Annotated in this window: 28 protein-coding genes; all 28 read left to right on the top strand. The window is 40.3% G+C overall.

What is annotated here, in order from left to right; genetic code table 11:
• Positions 1-142 precede the first annotated feature (142 nt).
• The 28 genes from rpsL (at position 143) to rpsM (ending at position 15,304) form a co-directional block, all read left to right on the top strand.
• Positions 143-517 (top strand): 30S ribosomal protein S12, encoded by a 375-nt coding sequence (rpsL, locus tag KKZ03_RS03125; RefSeq protein ID WP_243219977.1) that lies wholly within the window; start codon positions 143-145, stop codon positions 515-517.
• A 16-nt stretch (positions 518-533) separates the two neighbouring features.
• Entirely contained in the window at positions 534-1,004 is a 471-nt protein-coding gene (rpsG, locus tag KKZ03_RS03120; protein WP_243219972.1) for a 30S ribosomal protein S7, read from the top strand.
• Between the two features lie 75 nt (positions 1,005-1,079).
• Positions 1,080-3,131: an elongation factor G gene (gene fusA / locus KKZ03_RS03115; protein ID WP_243219964.1), complete on the top strand. Its 2,052-nt coding sequence runs from the start codon at positions 1,080-1,082 to the stop codon at positions 3,129-3,131.
• A 27-nt stretch (positions 3,132-3,158) separates the two neighbouring features.
• Entirely contained in the window at positions 3,159-4,349 is a 1,191-nt protein-coding gene (gene tuf, locus KKZ03_RS03110; RefSeq protein WP_243219960.1) for an elongation factor Tu, read from the top strand.
• A 5-nt stretch (positions 4,350-4,354) separates the two neighbouring features.
• Positions 4,355-4,666 carry a 30S ribosomal protein S10 gene (gene rpsJ, locus KKZ03_RS03105; protein WP_006890490.1) on the top strand — a complete coding sequence of 104 codons (312 nt, stop codon included), beginning with the start codon at positions 4,355-4,357 and terminating at the stop codon, positions 4,664-4,666.
• A gap of 17 nt (positions 4,667-4,683) precedes the next feature.
• A complete protein-coding gene (gene rplC, locus KKZ03_RS03100; protein WP_243219954.1) occupies positions 4,684-5,334 on the top strand; it encodes a 50S ribosomal protein L3 in 651 nt (216 codons plus the stop codon).
• 3 nt (positions 5,335-5,337) lie between these two features.
• Positions 5,338-5,958, top strand: a complete 621-nt coding sequence (gene rplD / locus KKZ03_RS03095; RefSeq protein ID WP_243219952.1) for a 50S ribosomal protein L4 — start codon at positions 5,338-5,340, stop codon at positions 5,956-5,958.
• Entirely contained in the window at positions 5,955-6,254 is a 300-nt protein-coding gene (gene rplW, locus KKZ03_RS03090; RefSeq protein ID WP_256451993.1) for a 50S ribosomal protein L23, read from the top strand. The genes rplD and rplW overlap by 4 nt, the downstream gene beginning before the upstream one ends.
• A gap of 39 nt (positions 6,255-6,293) precedes the next feature.
• On the top strand, positions 6,294-7,121 hold the full coding sequence (gene rplB, locus KKZ03_RS03085; RefSeq protein WP_243219950.1) for a 50S ribosomal protein L2: 828 nt from the start codon (positions 6,294-6,296) through the stop codon (positions 7,119-7,121).
• Between the two features lie 12 nt (positions 7,122-7,133).
• Entirely contained in the window at positions 7,134-7,406 is a 273-nt protein-coding gene (gene rpsS, locus KKZ03_RS03080) for a 30S ribosomal protein S19 (RefSeq protein ID WP_243219946.1), read from the top strand.
• A 6-nt stretch (positions 7,407-7,412) separates the two neighbouring features.
• Positions 7,413-7,748: a 50S ribosomal protein L22 gene (gene rplV, locus KKZ03_RS03075; protein WP_243221741.1), complete on the top strand. Its 336-nt coding sequence runs from the start codon at positions 7,413-7,415 to the stop codon at positions 7,746-7,748.
• A 9-nt stretch (positions 7,749-7,757) separates the two neighbouring features.
• On the top strand, positions 7,758-8,429 hold the full coding sequence (rpsC, locus tag KKZ03_RS03070) for a 30S ribosomal protein S3 (protein ID WP_243219945.1): 672 nt from the start codon (positions 7,758-7,760) through the stop codon (positions 8,427-8,429).
• A 16-nt stretch (positions 8,430-8,445) separates the two neighbouring features.
• On the top strand, positions 8,446-8,859 hold the full coding sequence (gene rplP, locus KKZ03_RS03065; RefSeq protein ID WP_243219944.1) for a 50S ribosomal protein L16: 414 nt from the start codon (positions 8,446-8,448) through the stop codon (positions 8,857-8,859).
• Entirely contained in the window at positions 8,859-9,050 is a 192-nt protein-coding gene (rpmC, locus tag KKZ03_RS03060; RefSeq protein WP_243219943.1) for a 50S ribosomal protein L29, read from the top strand. Before rplP ends, rpmC begins: the two co-directional genes overlap by 1 nt.
• Positions 9,051-9,052: 2 nt before the next feature.
• Positions 9,053-9,316 carry a 30S ribosomal protein S17 gene (rpsQ, locus tag KKZ03_RS03055; protein WP_243219942.1) on the top strand — a complete coding sequence of 88 codons (264 nt, stop codon included), beginning with the start codon at positions 9,053-9,055 and terminating at the stop codon, positions 9,314-9,316.
• A 36-nt stretch (positions 9,317-9,352) separates the two neighbouring features.
• The gene (gene rplN, locus KKZ03_RS03050; protein ID WP_243219941.1) at positions 9,353-9,721 is read left to right on the top strand and encodes a 50S ribosomal protein L14; all 369 of its coding nucleotides are present in this window, start codon (positions 9,353-9,355) and stop codon (positions 9,719-9,721) included.
• A 13-nt stretch (positions 9,722-9,734) separates the two neighbouring features.
• Complete coding sequence (rplX, locus tag KKZ03_RS03045; RefSeq protein WP_243219940.1) at positions 9,735-10,052, top strand: 50S ribosomal protein L24; 318 nt, start codon at positions 9,735-9,737, stop codon at positions 10,050-10,052.
• 14 nt (positions 10,053-10,066) lie between these two features.
• Positions 10,067-10,606 carry a 50S ribosomal protein L5 gene (gene rplE, locus KKZ03_RS03040; RefSeq protein WP_243219939.1) on the top strand — a complete coding sequence of 180 codons (540 nt, stop codon included), beginning with the start codon at positions 10,067-10,069 and terminating at the stop codon, positions 10,604-10,606.
• A gap of 14 nt (positions 10,607-10,620) precedes the next feature.
• Positions 10,621-10,926 (top strand): 30S ribosomal protein S14, encoded by a 306-nt coding sequence (gene rpsN, locus KKZ03_RS03035; RefSeq protein WP_243219938.1) that lies wholly within the window; start codon positions 10,621-10,623, stop codon positions 10,924-10,926.
• 31 nt (positions 10,927-10,957) lie between these two features.
• Complete coding sequence (gene rpsH / locus KKZ03_RS03030) at positions 10,958-11,353, top strand: 30S ribosomal protein S8 (protein WP_243219937.1); 396 nt, start codon at positions 10,958-10,960, stop codon at positions 11,351-11,353.
• Positions 11,354-11,365: 12 nt separating this feature from the next.
• Positions 11,366-11,899 carry a 50S ribosomal protein L6 gene (rplF, locus tag KKZ03_RS03025; protein WP_243219936.1) on the top strand — a complete coding sequence of 178 codons (534 nt, stop codon included), beginning with the start codon at positions 11,366-11,368 and terminating at the stop codon, positions 11,897-11,899.
• 9 nt (positions 11,900-11,908) lie between these two features.
• Positions 11,909-12,262, top strand: a complete 354-nt coding sequence (rplR, locus tag KKZ03_RS03020) for a 50S ribosomal protein L18 (protein WP_243219935.1) — start codon at positions 11,909-11,911, stop codon at positions 12,260-12,262.
• A 9-nt stretch (positions 12,263-12,271) separates the two neighbouring features.
• Entirely contained in the window at positions 12,272-12,778 is a 507-nt protein-coding gene (gene rpsE / locus KKZ03_RS03015; RefSeq protein WP_243219934.1) for a 30S ribosomal protein S5, read from the top strand.
• A gap of 5 nt (positions 12,779-12,783) precedes the next feature.
• Positions 12,784-12,969, top strand: a complete 186-nt coding sequence (rpmD, locus tag KKZ03_RS03010; RefSeq protein ID WP_243219933.1) for a 50S ribosomal protein L30 — start codon at positions 12,784-12,786, stop codon at positions 12,967-12,969.
• On the top strand, positions 12,969-13,403 hold the full coding sequence (gene rplO / locus KKZ03_RS03005; RefSeq protein WP_243219932.1) for a 50S ribosomal protein L15: 435 nt from the start codon (positions 12,969-12,971) through the stop codon (positions 13,401-13,403). Before rpmD ends, rplO begins: the two co-directional genes overlap by 1 nt.
• A gap of 21 nt (positions 13,404-13,424) precedes the next feature.
• Entirely contained in the window at positions 13,425-14,726 is a 1,302-nt protein-coding gene (gene secY, locus KKZ03_RS03000) for a preprotein translocase subunit SecY (RefSeq protein ID WP_243221739.1), read from the top strand.
• 30 nt (positions 14,727-14,756) lie between these two features.
• Entirely contained in the window at positions 14,757-14,870 is a 114-nt protein-coding gene (rpmJ, locus tag KKZ03_RS02995; RefSeq protein ID WP_243219931.1) for a 50S ribosomal protein L36, read from the top strand.
• Positions 14,871-14,947: 77 nt separating this feature from the next.
• Positions 14,948-15,304, top strand: coding sequence for a 30S ribosomal protein S13 (rpsM, locus tag KKZ03_RS02990; RefSeq protein ID WP_243219930.1), 357 nt, complete (start codon positions 14,948-14,950; stop codon positions 15,302-15,304).
• The last annotated feature ends 11 nt before the right edge of the window (positions 15,305-15,315 follow it).

Below are 15,315 nucleotides of genomic sequence, written 5' to 3'. Positions count from 1 at the left end.
GAGTAATAACAAGTATTATGTTCTGCTCACATAAGCCAACGTGCTTAGGTCAGGTCGAAAAGCAAATTAACCATTGGAATTTTCTGATTAATGGTTAATTTATCAACTGACAGTTAAATTGTATATCGGAGTAAGCAAAGATATGGCCACGATCAACCAATTAGTTCGAAAGCCACGCGCTAGAAAAATAGAGAAAAGCAATGTGCCAGCGTTAGAGGCTTGTCCTCAGCGTAGGGGTGTATGTACACGTGTTTATACCACGACACCTAAAAAACCAAACTCGGCGTTGCGGAAGGTGGCAAGGGTAAGGTTGACTAACGGCGCTGAAGTGAGTAGTTACATTGGTGGTGAGGGTCATAATCTTCAGGAGCATTCTGTTGTTTTGATTAGGGGTGGGCGGGTAAAGGACTTACCTGGTGTAAGATATCACGTAGTTCGTGGTAGTTTAGATGCTTCAGGTGTGAATAACAGAAAGTGCGGTCGCTCCAAATATGGAACAAAACGGCCTAAAAGCTAAAGTGAGTTGGTGAAAAATGTCAAGAAGAAGAGTTGCTACAAAAAGAGAAATTATTCCTGATCCAAGATTTGGTAGTATTATGCTGACCAAGTTTATGAATATGATAATGGAAAGCGGCAAAAAATCAATTGCTGAAGGCATCGTTTATGGTGCATTGGATGTGATTGAAAGCAAGGGCCATAGCGAGCCATTAGAAATATTGTCAAAAGCTTTGGAAAATGTTCAGCCAAGAGTTGAGGTTAAGTCTCGTCGTGTTGGTGGTGCTACATACCAAGTTCCAGTTGAGGTCCGTCCTTCTCGCCGTATGGCCCTGGCCATGAGATGGTTGATTGACGCTTCGCGTAAGAGAAATGAAAGAAATATGTCATCTAAGTTAGCTGGTGAATTGATGGATGCTTTTGAAAGCAGAGGGTCAGCAGCAAAGAAAAGAGAAGATACTCATAGAATGGCTGAAGCTAATAAAGCTTTCTCGCATTATCGTTGGTAATCAACGAGATAATTTGAAAGCTGCATAGTAAAGGTGCGTAAAACTCCAATAAATCGCTATCGTAACATTGGCATCATGGCTCATATTGATGCGGGCAAGACGACAACTACAGAGCGGATTTTGTACTATACAGGTGTCTCTCATAAAATTGGAGAGGTGCATGATGGTGCTGCAACGATGGATTGGATGGCCCAAGAGCAAGAGCGCGGCATTACGATAACTTCTGCTGCAACAACTTGTTTTTGGAGTGGGATGGAAAAGCAATATCCACAGCATCGAATAAATATTATCGATACGCCTGGGCATGTCGACTTTACTATTGAAGTTGAGCGCTCACTGCGTGTTCTGGATGGTGCTTGTGCGTTGTTTTGCGCTGTTGGCGGTGTTGAGCCACAGTCAGAAACTGTTTGGCATCAGGCAGATAAGTATAGTGTTCCACGCTTGGTTTTTGTTAACAAGATGGATCGTTCAGGAGCTGATTTTTTGCGAGTCATTGCGCAAATAAAAGCTCGATTGGGTAGTAATGCAGTTCCTATGCAATTGCCCATTGGCGCAGAAGATAATTTTTCTGGTGTTGTCGATCTTATCAAAATGAAAGCGTTGTATTGGAATGATGCCAATTTAGGAATGACTTTTGAAGAAAAAGAAATTCCGGTCCATATGCTAGATCTCTGTGAAGAATGGAGAGAGCATATGATGGAATCGGCAGCTGAAGCTAATGAAGAGTTGATGGAAAAATACCTGCTTGATGGGTATCTAACTAATGAAGAAATAAGAAAAGGCATTCGTATTCGGACATTGGCTAATCAAATTGTTCCGGCATTTTGTGGATCTGCTTTTAAAAATAAAGGCGTCCAAGCGATGTTGGATGCAGTAATTGAATATCTGCCTGCTCCTACGGATGTTGAGGCTATAAAAGGTTTGCTTGAAGATGAGGTTACTGAAGTTTGGCGACCTGCTTCCGATAAAGAGCCATTCTCTGCTTTAGCATTTAAAATTGCAACTGATCCCTTTGTTGGGACGTTAACTTTTTTTAGGGTTTACTCTGGAGTTTTGAATTCCGGAGATAGTATTTATAACTCGGTTAAAATGAAAAAAGAACGGATTGGACGAATAGTGCAAATGCATGCTAATAGTCGTGAAGAAGTTAAAGTTGTTTGTGCTGGAGATATTGCGGCGGCAATAGGTCTTAAAGATGTTACTACTGGTGATACCTTGTGTGATCTAAACTCGGTTATTGTTCTCGAACGTATGCAGTTTCCTGATCCTGTGATCTCTGTAGCGGTTGAGCCGAAGACTAAAGCGGATCAAGATAAAATGGGCCTAGCTTTGAGTAAACTAGTCCAGGAGGATCCATCGTTTCGTGTGCATACAGATGAAGAGTCAGGTCAGATTATAATTTCCGGCATGGGTGAGCTTCATTTGGAGATTATTGTTGATAGAATGAAAAGGGAGTTTAATGTTGAGGCAAATGTCGGTGCCCCGCAGGTTGCTTATAGGGAAACAATTCGTAAGTCAGTAGAGCATGAATATAAATTCGTAAGGCAATCCGGAGGTCGGGGTCAGTATGGACACGTCTGGTTACGAATTGAGCCACAAGAAGCTGGTGCCGGTTATGAGTTTGTCAATGAAATTGTTGGTGGGGTTGTGCCGAAAGAATACATACCAGCTGTTGATAAAGGTGTGCAAGAGCAGTTAAAATGTGGCGTTGTTGCAGGGTATCCTATATTAGATGTAAAAGTTTCTATATTTGATGGTTCTTATCATGATGTAGATTCGAATGAAATGGCTTTTAAAATTGCCGGCTCTATGTGTTTCAGAGAGGGTGCAAAAAAAGCAAATCCTGTTTTGTTGGAGCCTATAATGCGAGTTGAAATAGCTACACCTGAAGAATATATGGGTGAAGTTGTTGGTGATATCAATAGGCGGCGTGGCATAATTCAGTGTATGGAAGATACACAATCAGGTAAGGCAGTTAGCTGCGAAGTGCCGTTGTCGGAAATGTTTGGTTATGCAACTGATTTGCGTTCAGCAACACAGGGGCGAGCTACATACAGTATGCAGTTTGAAAAATACAATGAAACTCCCGCTAATATAGCGGAAGCAATCATTAGAAAATCTTCATAAAATTGAACAATATAAAGGTATTAACTCATGGCCAAAGAAAAATTTTCACGTAGTAAGCCTCACGTAAACGTAGGCACAATCGGTCACGTTGACCACGGCAAAACAACACTAACTGCTGCTTTAACAACTGTAATGGCTAAATTGCACGGTGGTGCAGTTAAAGCATTTGACCAGATTGATAATGCACCTGAAGAACGTGCTCGCGGTATCACCATTGCTACGTCACACGTAGAGTATGAGTCTGCAGTTCGCCATTATGCACATGTCGACTGTCCGGGACATGCTGATTATGTAAAGAACATGATCACCGGTGCTGCGCAAATGGATGGAGCTATTTTAGTTTGTTCGGCTGCCGACGGTCCAATGCCACAAACCAGAGAGCACATTCTGTTATCAAGACAGGTTGGCGTTCCTTATGTTGTCGTATTCCTTAATAAAGCTGATATGGTTGACGATGAAGAGTTGATCGAATTGGTTGAAATGGAATTGAGAGAATTACTGGATATGTATGAATTTCCAGGTGACGATACCCCCATCATTAGAGGTTCTGCGTTACTTGCATTGCAAGGCGATGAAAGTGAAATCGGCATGCCTTCAGTGATTAAGCTGGTAGAGGCTCTGGACACTTACATTCCTTTGCCGGAAAGAGCAATCGATGGTGCATTTTTGATGCCTATTGAAGATGTATTCTCTATTTCAGGTCGTGGTACCGTAGTAACAGGTCGTATAGAGCGTGGTATTATCAAGGTTGGTCAGGAGGTTGAAATCGTTGGTATCCGACCAACAGTAACAACAACTGTCACCGGCGTTGAAATGTTCCGTAAATTGCTTGATCAAGGTGAGGCTGGCGATAACGTTGGTTTGTTATTGCGAGGTACCAAAAGAGACGATGTAGAGCGTGGTCAAGTTTTGGCGCACAAGGGAACTATTAAGCCGCACGCGTTTTTCAACGCAGAAATATACATATTGTCAAAAGATGAGGGCGGTCGTCATACGCCATTCTTTAATGGTTATCGCCCACAGTTTTACTTCAGAACTACTGACGTAACCGGTGCGGTTGATCTGCCAGAAGGCGTTGAAATGGTAATGCCTGGTGACAATATATCTGTAAAAGTTAAATTGATTTCACCGATCGCTATGGAAGACGGTTTGCGTTTCGCAATTCGTGAAGGTGGTCGTACAGTAGGTGCGGGCGTTGTTGCATCAATAATCGAGTAATAAACATGTCTAATCAAACTATCAGAATCCGTTTGAAATCATTTGATCATAAACTGATTGATCAATCGGCTGGTGAGATAGTAGAAACAGCAAGGAGAACGGGTGCTCAAGTAAAGGGCCCTATTCCTTTGCCTACTAAGAAAGAACGTTTTACAATTTTGATCTCTCCGCATGTCAATAAAGATGCGCGCGATCAATATGAATTAAGAACATATAAAAGATTGCTGGATATCGTTGAGCCAACTGAAAAAACCGTAGATGCATTGATGAAGTTGGATCTTGCAGCTGGTGTTGATGTCCAGATAAAATTGAATTAAAATAGAGGGATTGGCAGATGTCAATAGGTCTTATAGGTCGTAAATGTGGTATGACCAGAGTTTTTTGTGAAGATGGTTCGTCAGTGCCTGTTACTGTTCTTCAGATTGATTCTAATAGAGTTACACAGGTTAAAAGTGTTGATATTGACGGTTACCGTTCAATACAAGTAGCAGCTGGTGATAAAAAGTCTTCAAGAGTAAATAAGGCAATGGCAGGTCATTATGCGGCTGCTAATTTGACTGCCGGGCGTGGACTTTGGGAATTCAGGCTGGAAGATAGTGAAGGTACTGATCTTGTTGCTGGCTCGAAATTGTCACTAGATATTTTTTCTGCAGGTCAAGTTGTTGACGTGCAAGGAAAAAGTATCGGTAAAGGTTTTGCTGGTGGAATAAAGCGGCATCATTTCAGCATGCAGGATGCTACGCATGGTAACTCGCGCTCACACAGAGTGCTTGGTTCTATTGGTATGTGTCAAACACCAGGGCGTGTATTCAAAGGCAAAAAAATGGAAGGTCATCTTGGTAATGTCAAAACTACCATTCAGAACCTCACTATTCATGCAATTGATACAGAAAGAAATTTAATTCTAGTAAAAGGCGCAGTGCCTGGTGCTAAAGGCGGAGATGTAGTCATTACACCTGCCATGAAAATGCGAAATAAAGGTTAAGCCATGGGTTTGCAAATACCTGCTTTAAATGAACAAGACTCTTCTGGAATAGTAGAGGTAGCCGAAGCTATATTTGGTCAGTCTTTTAATGAAACGTTAGTCCATCAATTGGTGACTCGCTATCTGGCTGGAGCTCGTGCGGGTACCAAGGCTCAAAAAACACGATCAGATGTTAGTGGTGGTGGGTCTAAACCATGGAGACAAAAAGGGACAGGACGCGCAAGATCTGGTACAATACGAAGTCCAATCTGGCGTACTGGTGGTGTTGCGTTTGCTGCAAGACCGAGATCATATGAGCAGAAGCTAAATAAAAAAATGTTTCGGGTCGGTGTGCGTTCAATTTTGTCAGAATTGCTTAGACAAGATCGTCTGGTGGTAAGTAGTGATATTATTCCTACTACGACCAAGACTAAAGAGTTTAATCAAAAATTAAAGCAAATTGATGCCAAGAGAATATTGATTGTCGTTGAAAATGTAGATGCAAATCTGGCATTGGCTTCAAGAAATATTCCTTATGTGCAAGTTATAGAAGCTGTAAATTTAAATCCAGTGCTATTGGTTTCGGCTGATAAAGTAATAGCTACACCAGGCGCGCTGAAGCAATTAGAGGAGCGCTTGGCATGAGTATTAACAAATATCAATTAGCAGGAGTCCTTCAGGCACCAATTATCTCTGAAAAGAGTACTAATGCCGCTGAGAAAAACAATCAATTTGTTTTTAAGGTTCTGAAAGCTGCAACAAAAAAACAAGTTAAAGATGCTGTGGAATTAATGTTCGCTGTAGAAGTTGATTCTGTTCATGTTTTGAATGTTAAAGGAAAACAGAAAAGAGTTGGCAAGTCGCCGGGCAAAAGATCAGATTGGAAAAAAGCTTACGTAAAGCTTAAGCCTGGTAATGACATAGAATTCTCTGCTGCTTAATTTATTAAAGTGATAGATCAATAGGAAACGGTAGAAAGCATGGCGATTGTAAAATCAAAACCGACGTCACCGGGATCACGGTTTGTAGTTCGAGTTAAAAATGATGAATTACATAAAGGCAAACCATACGCACCTTTGCTAAGTAAAAAAAGCAAAAGTGGCGGTCGTAATAATCAAGGGCGTATAACAACGCGCCATATTGGTGGTGGTCATAAGCAACACTACCGTATTATTGATTTCAAAAGGAATAAGTTTGATATTCCTGCAATAGTTGAGCGCCTGGAATACGATCCAAACAGAACTGCTAATATTGCTTTGGTTCTGTTTAAAGATGGTGAGCGTAGATATATTATTGCACCAAAAGGTTTGGTGATTGGTCAGGAAGTTCTTTCATCGGAAACCGTCCCTGTAAAGGCTGGTAATTGTATGCCGCTAAGAAACATTCCTATGGGTACCACGGTACATTGTGTGGAATTACAGCCAGGTAAAGGCGCGCAAATTGCCAGGAGTGCTGGTACTTCTGTGCAATTGGTCGCTAGAGATGGCGCACATGCTACTATTAGAATGCGCTCAGGCGAAATGCGTAAAGTTATGGCTGATTGTCGTGCTGTAATTGGTGAGGTATCAAATTCTGAGCATAATCTGACATCTCTTGGTAAAGCAGGGGCGTCAAGATGGCGAGGTGTTCGTCCTACTGTCCGTGGTGTTGTAATGAATCCGGTTGACCATCCACATGGTGGTGGTGAGGGTCGTACATCAGGTGGTAGACATCCTGTGTCACCTTGGGGTATGCCAACCAAGGGATACAAAACAAGAAAAAACAAACGTACTGATAATATGATTATCAGACGTCGTAAGCAGAAATAGAGAGGAGTTAGCGTGCCGCGTTCAATTAAAAAAGGTCCTTTTATTGATCATCATCTTCTAAAAAAAGTTGAAGATGCTGTAAGTATTAATAATCGGAAACCGATTAAAACATGGTCAAGAAGATCAATGATTATTCCAGATATGCTGGGCTTAACTATTGCAATCCATAATGGACGACTGCATATTCCCGTTCTCATTTCTGAGAATATGGTCGGGCATAAATTAGGTGAATTTGCTCCAACTCGAACATATAGAGGCCACGTGGCTGACAAGAAGTCTAGGTAGGTTATGATGGAAATTTCAGCAAAATTAAATAACGCCCCCTTGTCGGCTCAAAAAGCAAGATTGGTTGGCGATCAAATTCGTGGTATGTCGGTTGAGAAAGCGCTAAACACACTTAAGTTTAGTTCAAAAAAAGCTGCAGGTATATTCAAAAAGGTTCTAGAGTCGGCAATAGCTAATGCAGAACATAATGAAAGTGCAGATATTGATGAATTAAGAGTGTCTACCGTTTTCGTTAATGAAGGGGCGACTATGAAAAGATTCAGGGCAAGAGCTAAAGGGAATGCAAACCATATCCTTAAAAGAACCTGCCATATTACAGTTAAAGTCTCAGAATTCGAGTAGGGGCAGAAAATGGGTCAAAAGGTACATCCAACAGGCATACGCCTTGGAATTGTAAAGGATTGGAATTCAAGATGGTATGCAAATAGTCAGGATTATTCGGTTTTCCTGCTTCAAGATTTAACAGTCAGAGCGTTTATAAAGAAAAAATTAGCTCATGCTTCTGTAAGTCGTATCCAAATTAATCGTCCAGCAAATAATGCACAGATAACAATACATACGGCGCGCCCTGGTATTGTTATTGGAAAAAAAGGCGAAGATATCGATGCTCTGAGACAGGAAATATCCAAAATGATTGGTATTCCTGTTCAGCTTAATGTTGAAGAGATTAGAAAGCCTGAATTAGATGCTCAGTTAGTTGCTGAAGGTGTAGCACAGCAGTTAGAAAAAAGAATCATGTATCGCCGGGCAATGAAGCGTGCAGTAACTAATACTATGCGTCTGGGTGCTGAAGGTATTAAGGTGAATGTTGGTGGTCGCCTAAATGGTGCTGAAATCGCCCGTAGCGAGTGGTACAGGGAAGGTCGAGTGCCTTTGCATACCCTGAGGGCAGACATTGATTATGCAACCGCCGAAGCGCATACTACCTACGGAATTATTGGCATCAAGGTGTGGATATTCAAAGGCGAAGTATTCGACATGGATGCCCATATGGCGTCTATTAATTCTGACTCCAAGAAATAGTTGAAGGAACACAGTCATGCTTCAACCTAAAAGAACTAAATTCCGTAAGCAACACAAAGGCAGAAATAACGGTACTGCCGTACGTGGATCATCAGTGAGCTTTGGCGAATATGGTCTTAAATCAATTGGTCGTGGCAGACTAACGGCCAGGCAAATTGAAGCGGCTCGAAGAACCATTACTCGTCACGTCAAGCGTGGTGGGAAACTTTGGATAAGAGTATTCCCTGATAAGCCAATTACTAAAAAACCTTTAGAAGTTCGTATGGGAAAAGGTAAAGGTAGTGTAGAATACTGGGTTGCTCAAGTAAGACCGGGAACTATGTTGTATGAAATACAAGGTGTTTCCGAAGAGCTGGCACGTGAAGCGTTCGCATTAGCGGCTGCTAAGCTACCTTTAAAGACACTATTTACCGCTCGGACAATAATGTAATGAAAGCAAGTGAATTACGCCAAAAATCAAAAGACGAATTAGGGACTATGTTGCTCGATTTATCACGCGAGCGATTTAATCTCAAAATGCAAAAAGGTACAGGTCAATTGTCAAAACCCGATCAAGTAAAAAAGGTTAGACGAAATGTGGCACGTATCCACACCATATTAAATCAAATGGCGAGTGCATAATTATGACTGAAAATGTAACTAAATTACGTACAATCACTGGTCGGGTTGTTAGTAATAAGATGGATAAAACCATTACGGTTTTGGTTGAGCGTGTTGTGAAACACCCTGTTTACGGTAAGTACATTAAGCGTTCAACAAAAATGATGGCTCATGATGAGCAAAATATTTGCCAAGAAGGTGATGTGGTAGCTATAACATCATGTAGGCCTTTATCTAAGAACAAAACATTTAATTTGGTTCAAGTCTTAGAAAGTGCTAACAAGTAGCATCAACTTTTTATATACAGAGTGTAGGAATAAATCATGATTCAGATGCAAACTAACCTTGACGTCGCCGATAACAGCGGTGCAAAAAGGGTCATGTGTATCAAAGTATTAGGAGGATCGCATCGTCGTTATGCTGGCATTGGTGATATTATCAAAGTCAGTATCAAAGATGCAATTCCTCGTGGCAGAGTAAAAAAAGGGGAGGTTTATAATGCCCTTGTAGTGAGAACACGTAAAGGTGTTCGTAGGCCCGATGGGTCTGTTATTCGTTTTGACGGTAATTCAGCCGTGATTCTGAATAATAATCTGCAGCCACTAGGTACCCGTATTTTTGGCCCTGTAACGCGTGAGTTAAGAGGAGAAAAATTTATGAAAATTATCTCTCTTGCTCCTGAAGTTTTATAAGGTAGGGTTTAAAATGGCAAAAATTAAAAAAGGTGATGATATTATCGTTCGTACCGGTAAGGATAAAGGTAAGAGTGGTAGGGTAACCCAGATTTTAAAAGGCGATAAGGTTTTGGTTGAAGGAATTAACCAGGTTAAAAAGAACCAAAAACCAAATCCCAATGCAGGTATCTCAGGTGGGATAATTGTAAAGGATATGCCGATTAATATTTCCAATATTGGATTATATAATCCTGAAACTAAAAAAGCAGATAGAGTAGGCTATAGGTTTCTAGAAGATGGAAAGAAAGTCAGATATTTTAAGTCAACAAATGAAGTTGTTGATGTGTAAGGTGCAGATGAATCATGGCTAGATTAGAAACCGTATATAAAGAAAAAATTCTTCCCGCATTAGTTGAGCAGTTTGCTTATAAATCTATTATGCAGGCCCCGCGTATCACTAAAATAACACTTAATATGGGTGTTGGTGGTGCAGTAGCTGATAAAAAAGTTCTACAATCTGCTCTTTCTGACATGGAAAAAATTTCCGGTCAAAAGCCTGTTGTGACACTTGCAAGAAAATCAATCGCCGGGTTTAAGATTCGTGACGATATGCCTATTGGTTGCAAGGTTACCTTGCGTAGCGATAGGATGTATGAATTTTTAGATCGGTTAATAAGTATATCTATTCCAAGAATTCGTGATTTCAGAGGGTTAAGCCCTAAAAGTTTTGATGGTCGTGGCAATTATTCCATGGGTGTTAAAGAACAAATCATATTTCCTGAAATTGATTATGATAAAATTGACACTTTGCGTGGTATGGATATTACTATCACTACTACAGCACAAACCAACGAAGAAGGTTTGGCTTTATTAAAGCTGTTTAATTTTCCATTTAAGAGCTAAGGGGCAGTTTTAACATGGCTAAAAAGTCAATGATTGCGCGTGAAGATAAGCGTAAAAAATTAGTAAAAAAATATGATGTTAAACGTAAGACTCTGAAAGAAACAATCAGAGATCCTAATGCATCATACGAAGATAAAGAAACTGCTCATCTACAACTCCAAAAATTACCAAGGGACTCCAGCGTGACAAGGGTACGTAACCGTTGTAATTTAACTGGGCGTCCGCATGGGTATTACCGTAAGTTTGGTCTTAGTAGAAATAAATTAAGAGAAGCTACTATGCGCGGTGATGTTCCTGGCGTAGTCAAAGCAAGTTGGTAAGATCTGTTAGATCAAAGTTGGAGATAAAAAAATGAGTATGACAGACCCAGTTGCAGATATGCTGACTCGTATAAGAAACGGGCAATCTGCTGGTAAAAAAAGTATTAAACAACCTTCTTCAAAATTAAAAGTATCTATTGCTAAGGTACTTAAAGAAGAAGGTTATATTACAGAATTTAGCACTGAAACTAACGGCAGTCATACAGAAATGACTGTTGAGTTGAAATATTATAAGGGTGCTCCTGTAATTGAAGCTATAAAAAGAATTAGTAGGCCTGGTTTACGTATTTATAAGTCTAAAGACGAATTGCCAAAAGTTCTTGGCGGCTTAGGGATTGCTATTGTATCAACATCAAATGGTGTTATGACTGATAGAGCTGCGCGTGCCATTGGCCATGGCGGTGAAGTTATTTGCACTGTTTGTTAATGTAGGTGTGTTATGTCAAGAATTGCTAAAGCCCCAGTCATTATTCCAAGTGATGTAGAAATAAATTTAGATGGAAACATCATGACTGTAAAAGGAATTAAGGGTCAGTTATCACTTACCCTTAATTCTGCAGTTAATGTTGATATTGCAGATAACGTAGTACATGTGCAATGGGATAAAGATAATAAAAAAGCGACTGCTCAAGCTGGAACTGCTAGAGCAATCCTAAGTAATATGGTTACAGGTGTCTCTTCAGGATTTGAGAAAAAATTAACATTAATAGGTGTGGGTTACAGAGCACAGGCAAAAGAAAGTATTCTTAGTCTTTCTCTCGGTTTCTCTCATCCTGTTGATTTTGAGGTTCCAGCTGGAATTACAGTTGAAACACCAACTCAAACTGAAATAGTAGTAAGGGGTACTGATAAGCAATTGGTAGGTGAAGTGTCTGCCAAAATTAGAGCTTATCGTCCACCAGAGCCTTATAAAGGAAAGGGTGTCAGATACGCTGACGAGCATGTTGTAAGAAAAGAAGCCAAGAAGAAGTAAGGTAGCGTAATGGATAAGAAAAAATCTCGAATGAAGCGCGCATTAAAATTGCGTTCAAAAATTAAGAATTTAGGTGCAACTCGTTTATCAATTCACAAAACATCTCAGCATATATATGCTCAAGTGATTAGTGGTGATGGATGTACTACATTAGCCAGTGTATCAACTACTCAGGCAGAGATTAAAGCATCTTTAAAAAATACCGGTAACATTGAAGCGGCAGCAGAAATTGGGAAGTTTATTGCCCAAAAAGCTATTGCTGCTGGTGTAACTGTAGTTGCCTTTGATCGCTCAGGATTTAAATACCATGGTCGCGTTAAAGCATTGGCAGATGCTGCGCGTGAAGCCGGCTTGAAATTTTAGGAGAATAAAATGGCTACAGCACCTGCTCAAGGTAGTGTTGACGGTTTACAAGAAAAATTAGTTAATGTAAGGCGTGTTGCAAAAGTTGTTAAAGGCGGTAGGGTTTTTGGTTTTACTGCTCTAACTGTTGTTGGTGATGGTGAAGGCCGTGTTGGATACGGTGTTAGCAAAGCTCGTGAAGTGCCTATTGCAATTCAAAAGTCTCTGGAACAAGCGCGCAAAAACATGCGAAAAGTTTCATTGAAAGGTGATACGTTGCAATACCCTATCATGAATACCACTGGCGCAGCCAAAGTTTACATGCAGCCTGCGTCTGAGGGTACAGGCATCATTGCTGGTGGAGCAATGAGAGCTGTATTCGAAGTTGTTGGAGTGCATAACGTATTGGCAAAATGCATAGGAACCAGTAATCCCATTAATGTTGTAAGAGCGACAATTAATGGTTTGACTGGAATGCATAATGCTAACCAGATAGCTGCAAAGCGCGGTTTATCAGTTGAACAGATTATTGGATAGTTGCGATGACTGCTACTAAATTAAGTGTAACAATGACAAAAAGCAAGTTTGGTCGACTACCTCGCCATCAAGCTTGTTTAAAAGGCTTGGGCCTGCGAAAAATCAACCAAACAGTTGAGGTGCTTAATACGCCCGAAAACAGAGGTATGATAAACAAAATATCATACATGCTAAAAGTTGAGGAAGTGTAATGTATCTAAATACTATTCAGGCTGCCGTAGGTGCCCGAAAAAAATCAAAGCGTGTTGGTCGTGGTATAGGTTGTACTCTTGGTAAGACTTGTGGAAGAGGTCATAAAGGCCAAAAGTCACGTAGTGGTGGTTTTCATAAAGTTGGTTTTGAGGGTGGGCAAATGCCATTGCAGCGCCGATTACCAAAAGTAGGATTCACCTCACTTAAAAGCAAATACTCAGCTGAAGTACGCTTGGGTGAACTAAATGCTTTAGTTGCTGACGTAATAGATTTAAAAGTTCTTATCGAAGCTAATATTGTCCCTGCATTTACAAAAACTGCTAAAGTTATCCAGTCAGGCTTAGTTACGAAGGCTGTTAATATTAAAGGTATTAAAGTAACGCCTGGTGCTAGAGAATCTATAGAAGCTGCTGGCGGCAAAGTAGAGGCTTAAGTGAGTACTTCAACGGCACAAATGGCTAACAAATCAGGTAATTTCTCAGAGCTTAAGTCAAGATTGATTTTTGTTTTGGGCGCTCTATTTGTTTATAGAATCGGTTCACATATCCCTGTTCCGGGGATAGATCCGAAAGCGCTTGCAGTTATGTTTGAGCAGCAAAGTGGATCCATATTGGATATGTTCAATATGTTTTCTGGTGGTGCTTTGATGAGGTTAAGTCTTTTTGCGCTTGGTATAATGCCCTATATTTCTGCGTCTATTATTATGCAGTTAATGACGGTTGTTATACCTTCCATGGAGCAAATGAAAAAAGAGGGAGAGTCAGGAAGACGTAAAATATCTCAATTTACTCGTTATGGAACAGTTGTTTTAGCGACATTTCAAGCTATCGGAATATCGCTCGCTTTGCAAAATCAAACAGCAGGTGGTCTTTCTGTTGTTTTGACTCCTGGGATTGGATTTGTTGCTATTACAGCAATAACCCTTGTTACTGGTACTGTTTTCTTGATGTGGCTTGGCGAGCAAGTGACAGAGAGGGGAATTGGTAATGGAATTTCATTGATTATTTTCGCTGGTATTGTTTCGGGATTACCCAAAGCGATAGGCGGTACCTTGGAGTTAGCTAGAACTGGTGAGATGAATGGGGCGTTTATAATATTATTATTTTTGTTGTCGCTTTCTGTTACTGCACTTGTTGTTTTTGTCGAAAGAGGGCAGAGAAGAATTCTTATTAACTATCCAAAAAGGCAACAAGGTCGCAAGTTATATGGTGGTCAAAGTAGTTTTTTGCCTTTGAAGTTAAATATGGCTGGTGTAATACCTCCTATTTTTGCTTCAAGTATAATTTTGTTTCCTGCAACGATTGCTGGCTGGTTCGGAAATAGTGAAGGTTTTACCTGGCTTCAAGACGTGGCGACAATGTTGTCCCCTGGGCAGCCGGTATACGTAATGTTTTACGCTGCGGCAATCATCTTCTTTTGTTTCTTTTATACTGCGTTAGTTTTCAACTCTAAGGAAACAGCTGATAATCTTAAGAAATCAGGAGCTTTTTTGCCTGGTATAAGGCCTGGATTGCAAACGGCTTCTTACATTGATAAGGTAATGACTAGGTTGACTCTCATTGGTGCATTCTATATTACTTTGGTTTGCCTGTTGCCTGAGTTTTTAATAGTATACTGGAATGTACCATTTTATTTTGGTGGGACTTCTTTGTTGATTATTGTTGTAGTCGTGATGGATTTTATTTCGCAAATGCAAACCCACGTAATGTCACAACAATATGAAGGCTTAATGAAAAAAGCCAATCTAAAAAAATAATTAATACGCAAGATAATTTAGGAGTTTTCTGTGAAAGTTCGTGCTTCTGTAAAAACAATTTGTAGAAATTGTAAAATTGTAAAAAGAAACGGTGTTGTTAGAGTTATATGTGTTGATGGAAGGCACAAACAACGACAAGGCTAAAAAATTGTTGCGCCTCAATTATTGCAATGCTATAATTCGGCGCTTAACTTTAGAGTACTACTCAGGGGAGTATCTAGATGGCACGTATTGCCGGGATAAACATACCAGATCATAAGCATTCAGTCATAGCATTGACTGCAATATATGGTGTTGGTCGTCAAACTGCAAGTGAAATTTGCGTAAAGGTTGGTATTTTACCTTCCGTAAAAATTAAAGAACTAACTGAAGAGCAATTAGAAGCTATTCGTAATGTGGTTTCGAAGATGACAGTGGAAGGTGATCTGCGTCGTGAAGTTTCTATGAATATCAAGCGTTTGATGGATCTAGGTTGCTATCGCGGAATAAGGCATCGCCGAGGTTTGCCATTAAGAGGACAGAGAACGAGAACAAATGCTCGTACTCGTAAAGGTCCACGCAAACCTATTAGAAAATAAGATATCCCTTA

It is taken from the genome of Methylobacter sp. S3L5C (assembly GCF_022788635.1).
GTDB lineage: Bacteria > Pseudomonadota > Gammaproteobacteria > Methylococcales > Methylomonadaceae > Methylobacter_C.
Note: the sequence above shows the minus strand (reverse complement) of the source record. Positions and strands in the feature narration are given on the sequence as shown.

Excerpts from the sequence above, each read along its gene's own strand:
- secY (WP_243221739.1), top strand. The coding sequence starts at position 13,425 with ATGGCTAACAAATCAGGTAATTTCTCAGAGCTTAAGTCAAGATTGATT.
- rplX (WP_243219940.1), top strand. The coding sequence starts at position 9,735 with ATGGCAAAAATTAAAAAAGGTGATGATATTATCGTTCGTACCGGTAAG.
- rpsE (WP_243219934.1), top strand. The coding sequence starts at position 12,272 with ATGGCTACAGCACCTGCTCAAGGTAGTGTTGACGGTTTACAAGAAAAA.
- rpsJ (WP_006890490.1), top strand. The coding sequence starts at position 4,355 with ATGTCTAATCAAACTATCAGAATCCGTTTGAAATCATTTGATCATAAA.
- rplN (WP_243219941.1), top strand. The coding sequence starts at position 9,353 with ATGATTCAGATGCAAACTAACCTTGACGTCGCCGATAACAGCGGTGCA.
- rpsH (WP_243219937.1), top strand. The coding sequence starts at position 10,958 with ATGAGTATGACAGACCCAGTTGCAGATATGCTGACTCGTATAAGAAAC.
- rpsC (WP_243219945.1), top strand. The coding sequence starts at position 7,758 with ATGGGTCAAAAGGTACATCCAACAGGCATACGCCTTGGAATTGTAAAG.
- rplC (WP_243219954.1), top strand. The coding sequence starts at position 4,684 with ATGTCAATAGGTCTTATAGGTCGTAAATGTGGTATGACCAGAGTTTTT.
- rpsQ (WP_243219942.1), top strand. The coding sequence starts at position 9,053 with ATGACTGAAAATGTAACTAAATTACGTACAATCACTGGTCGGGTTGTT.
- rplF (WP_243219936.1), top strand. The coding sequence starts at position 11,366 with ATGTCAAGAATTGCTAAAGCCCCAGTCATTATTCCAAGTGATGTAGAA.
- tuf (WP_243219960.1), top strand. The coding sequence starts at position 3,159 with ATGGCCAAAGAAAAATTTTCACGTAGTAAGCCTCACGTAAACGTAGGC.
- rplV (WP_243221741.1), top strand. The coding sequence starts at position 7,413 with ATGGAAATTTCAGCAAAATTAAATAACGCCCCCTTGTCGGCTCAAAAA.
- rpsL (WP_243219977.1), top strand. The coding sequence starts at position 143 with ATGGCCACGATCAACCAATTAGTTCGAAAGCCACGCGCTAGAAAAATA.
- rplD (WP_243219952.1), top strand. The coding sequence starts at position 5,338 with ATGGGTTTGCAAATACCTGCTTTAAATGAACAAGACTCTTCTGGAATA.
- rpsM (WP_243219930.1), top strand. The coding sequence starts at position 14,948 with ATGGCACGTATTGCCGGGATAAACATACCAGATCATAAGCATTCAGTC.
- rplB (WP_243219950.1), top strand. The coding sequence starts at position 6,294 with ATGGCGATTGTAAAATCAAAACCGACGTCACCGGGATCACGGTTTGTA.
- rpmD (WP_243219933.1), top strand. The coding sequence starts at position 12,784 with ATGACTGCTACTAAATTAAGTGTAACAATGACAAAAAGCAAGTTTGGT.
- rpsG (WP_243219972.1), top strand. The coding sequence starts at position 534 with ATGTCAAGAAGAAGAGTTGCTACAAAAAGAGAAATTATTCCTGATCCA.
- rplW (WP_256451993.1), top strand. The coding sequence starts at position 5,955 with ATGAGTATTAACAAATATCAATTAGCAGGAGTCCTTCAGGCACCAATT.
- rplO (WP_243219932.1), top strand. The coding sequence starts at position 12,969 with ATGTATCTAAATACTATTCAGGCTGCCGTAGGTGCCCGAAAAAAATCA.
- rpmC (WP_243219943.1), top strand. The coding sequence starts at position 8,859 with ATGAAAGCAAGTGAATTACGCCAAAAATCAAAAGACGAATTAGGGACT.
- rpsN (WP_243219938.1), top strand. The coding sequence starts at position 10,621 with ATGGCTAAAAAGTCAATGATTGCGCGTGAAGATAAGCGTAAAAAATTA.
- rplP (WP_243219944.1), top strand. The coding sequence starts at position 8,446 with ATGCTTCAACCTAAAAGAACTAAATTCCGTAAGCAACACAAAGGCAGA.
- fusA (WP_243219964.1), top strand. The coding sequence starts at position 1,080 with ATGGCTCATATTGATGCGGGCAAGACGACAACTACAGAGCGGATTTTG.
- rplE (WP_243219939.1), top strand. The coding sequence starts at position 10,067 with ATGGCTAGATTAGAAACCGTATATAAAGAAAAAATTCTTCCCGCATTA.
- rplR (WP_243219935.1), top strand. The coding sequence starts at position 11,909 with ATGGATAAGAAAAAATCTCGAATGAAGCGCGCATTAAAATTGCGTTCA.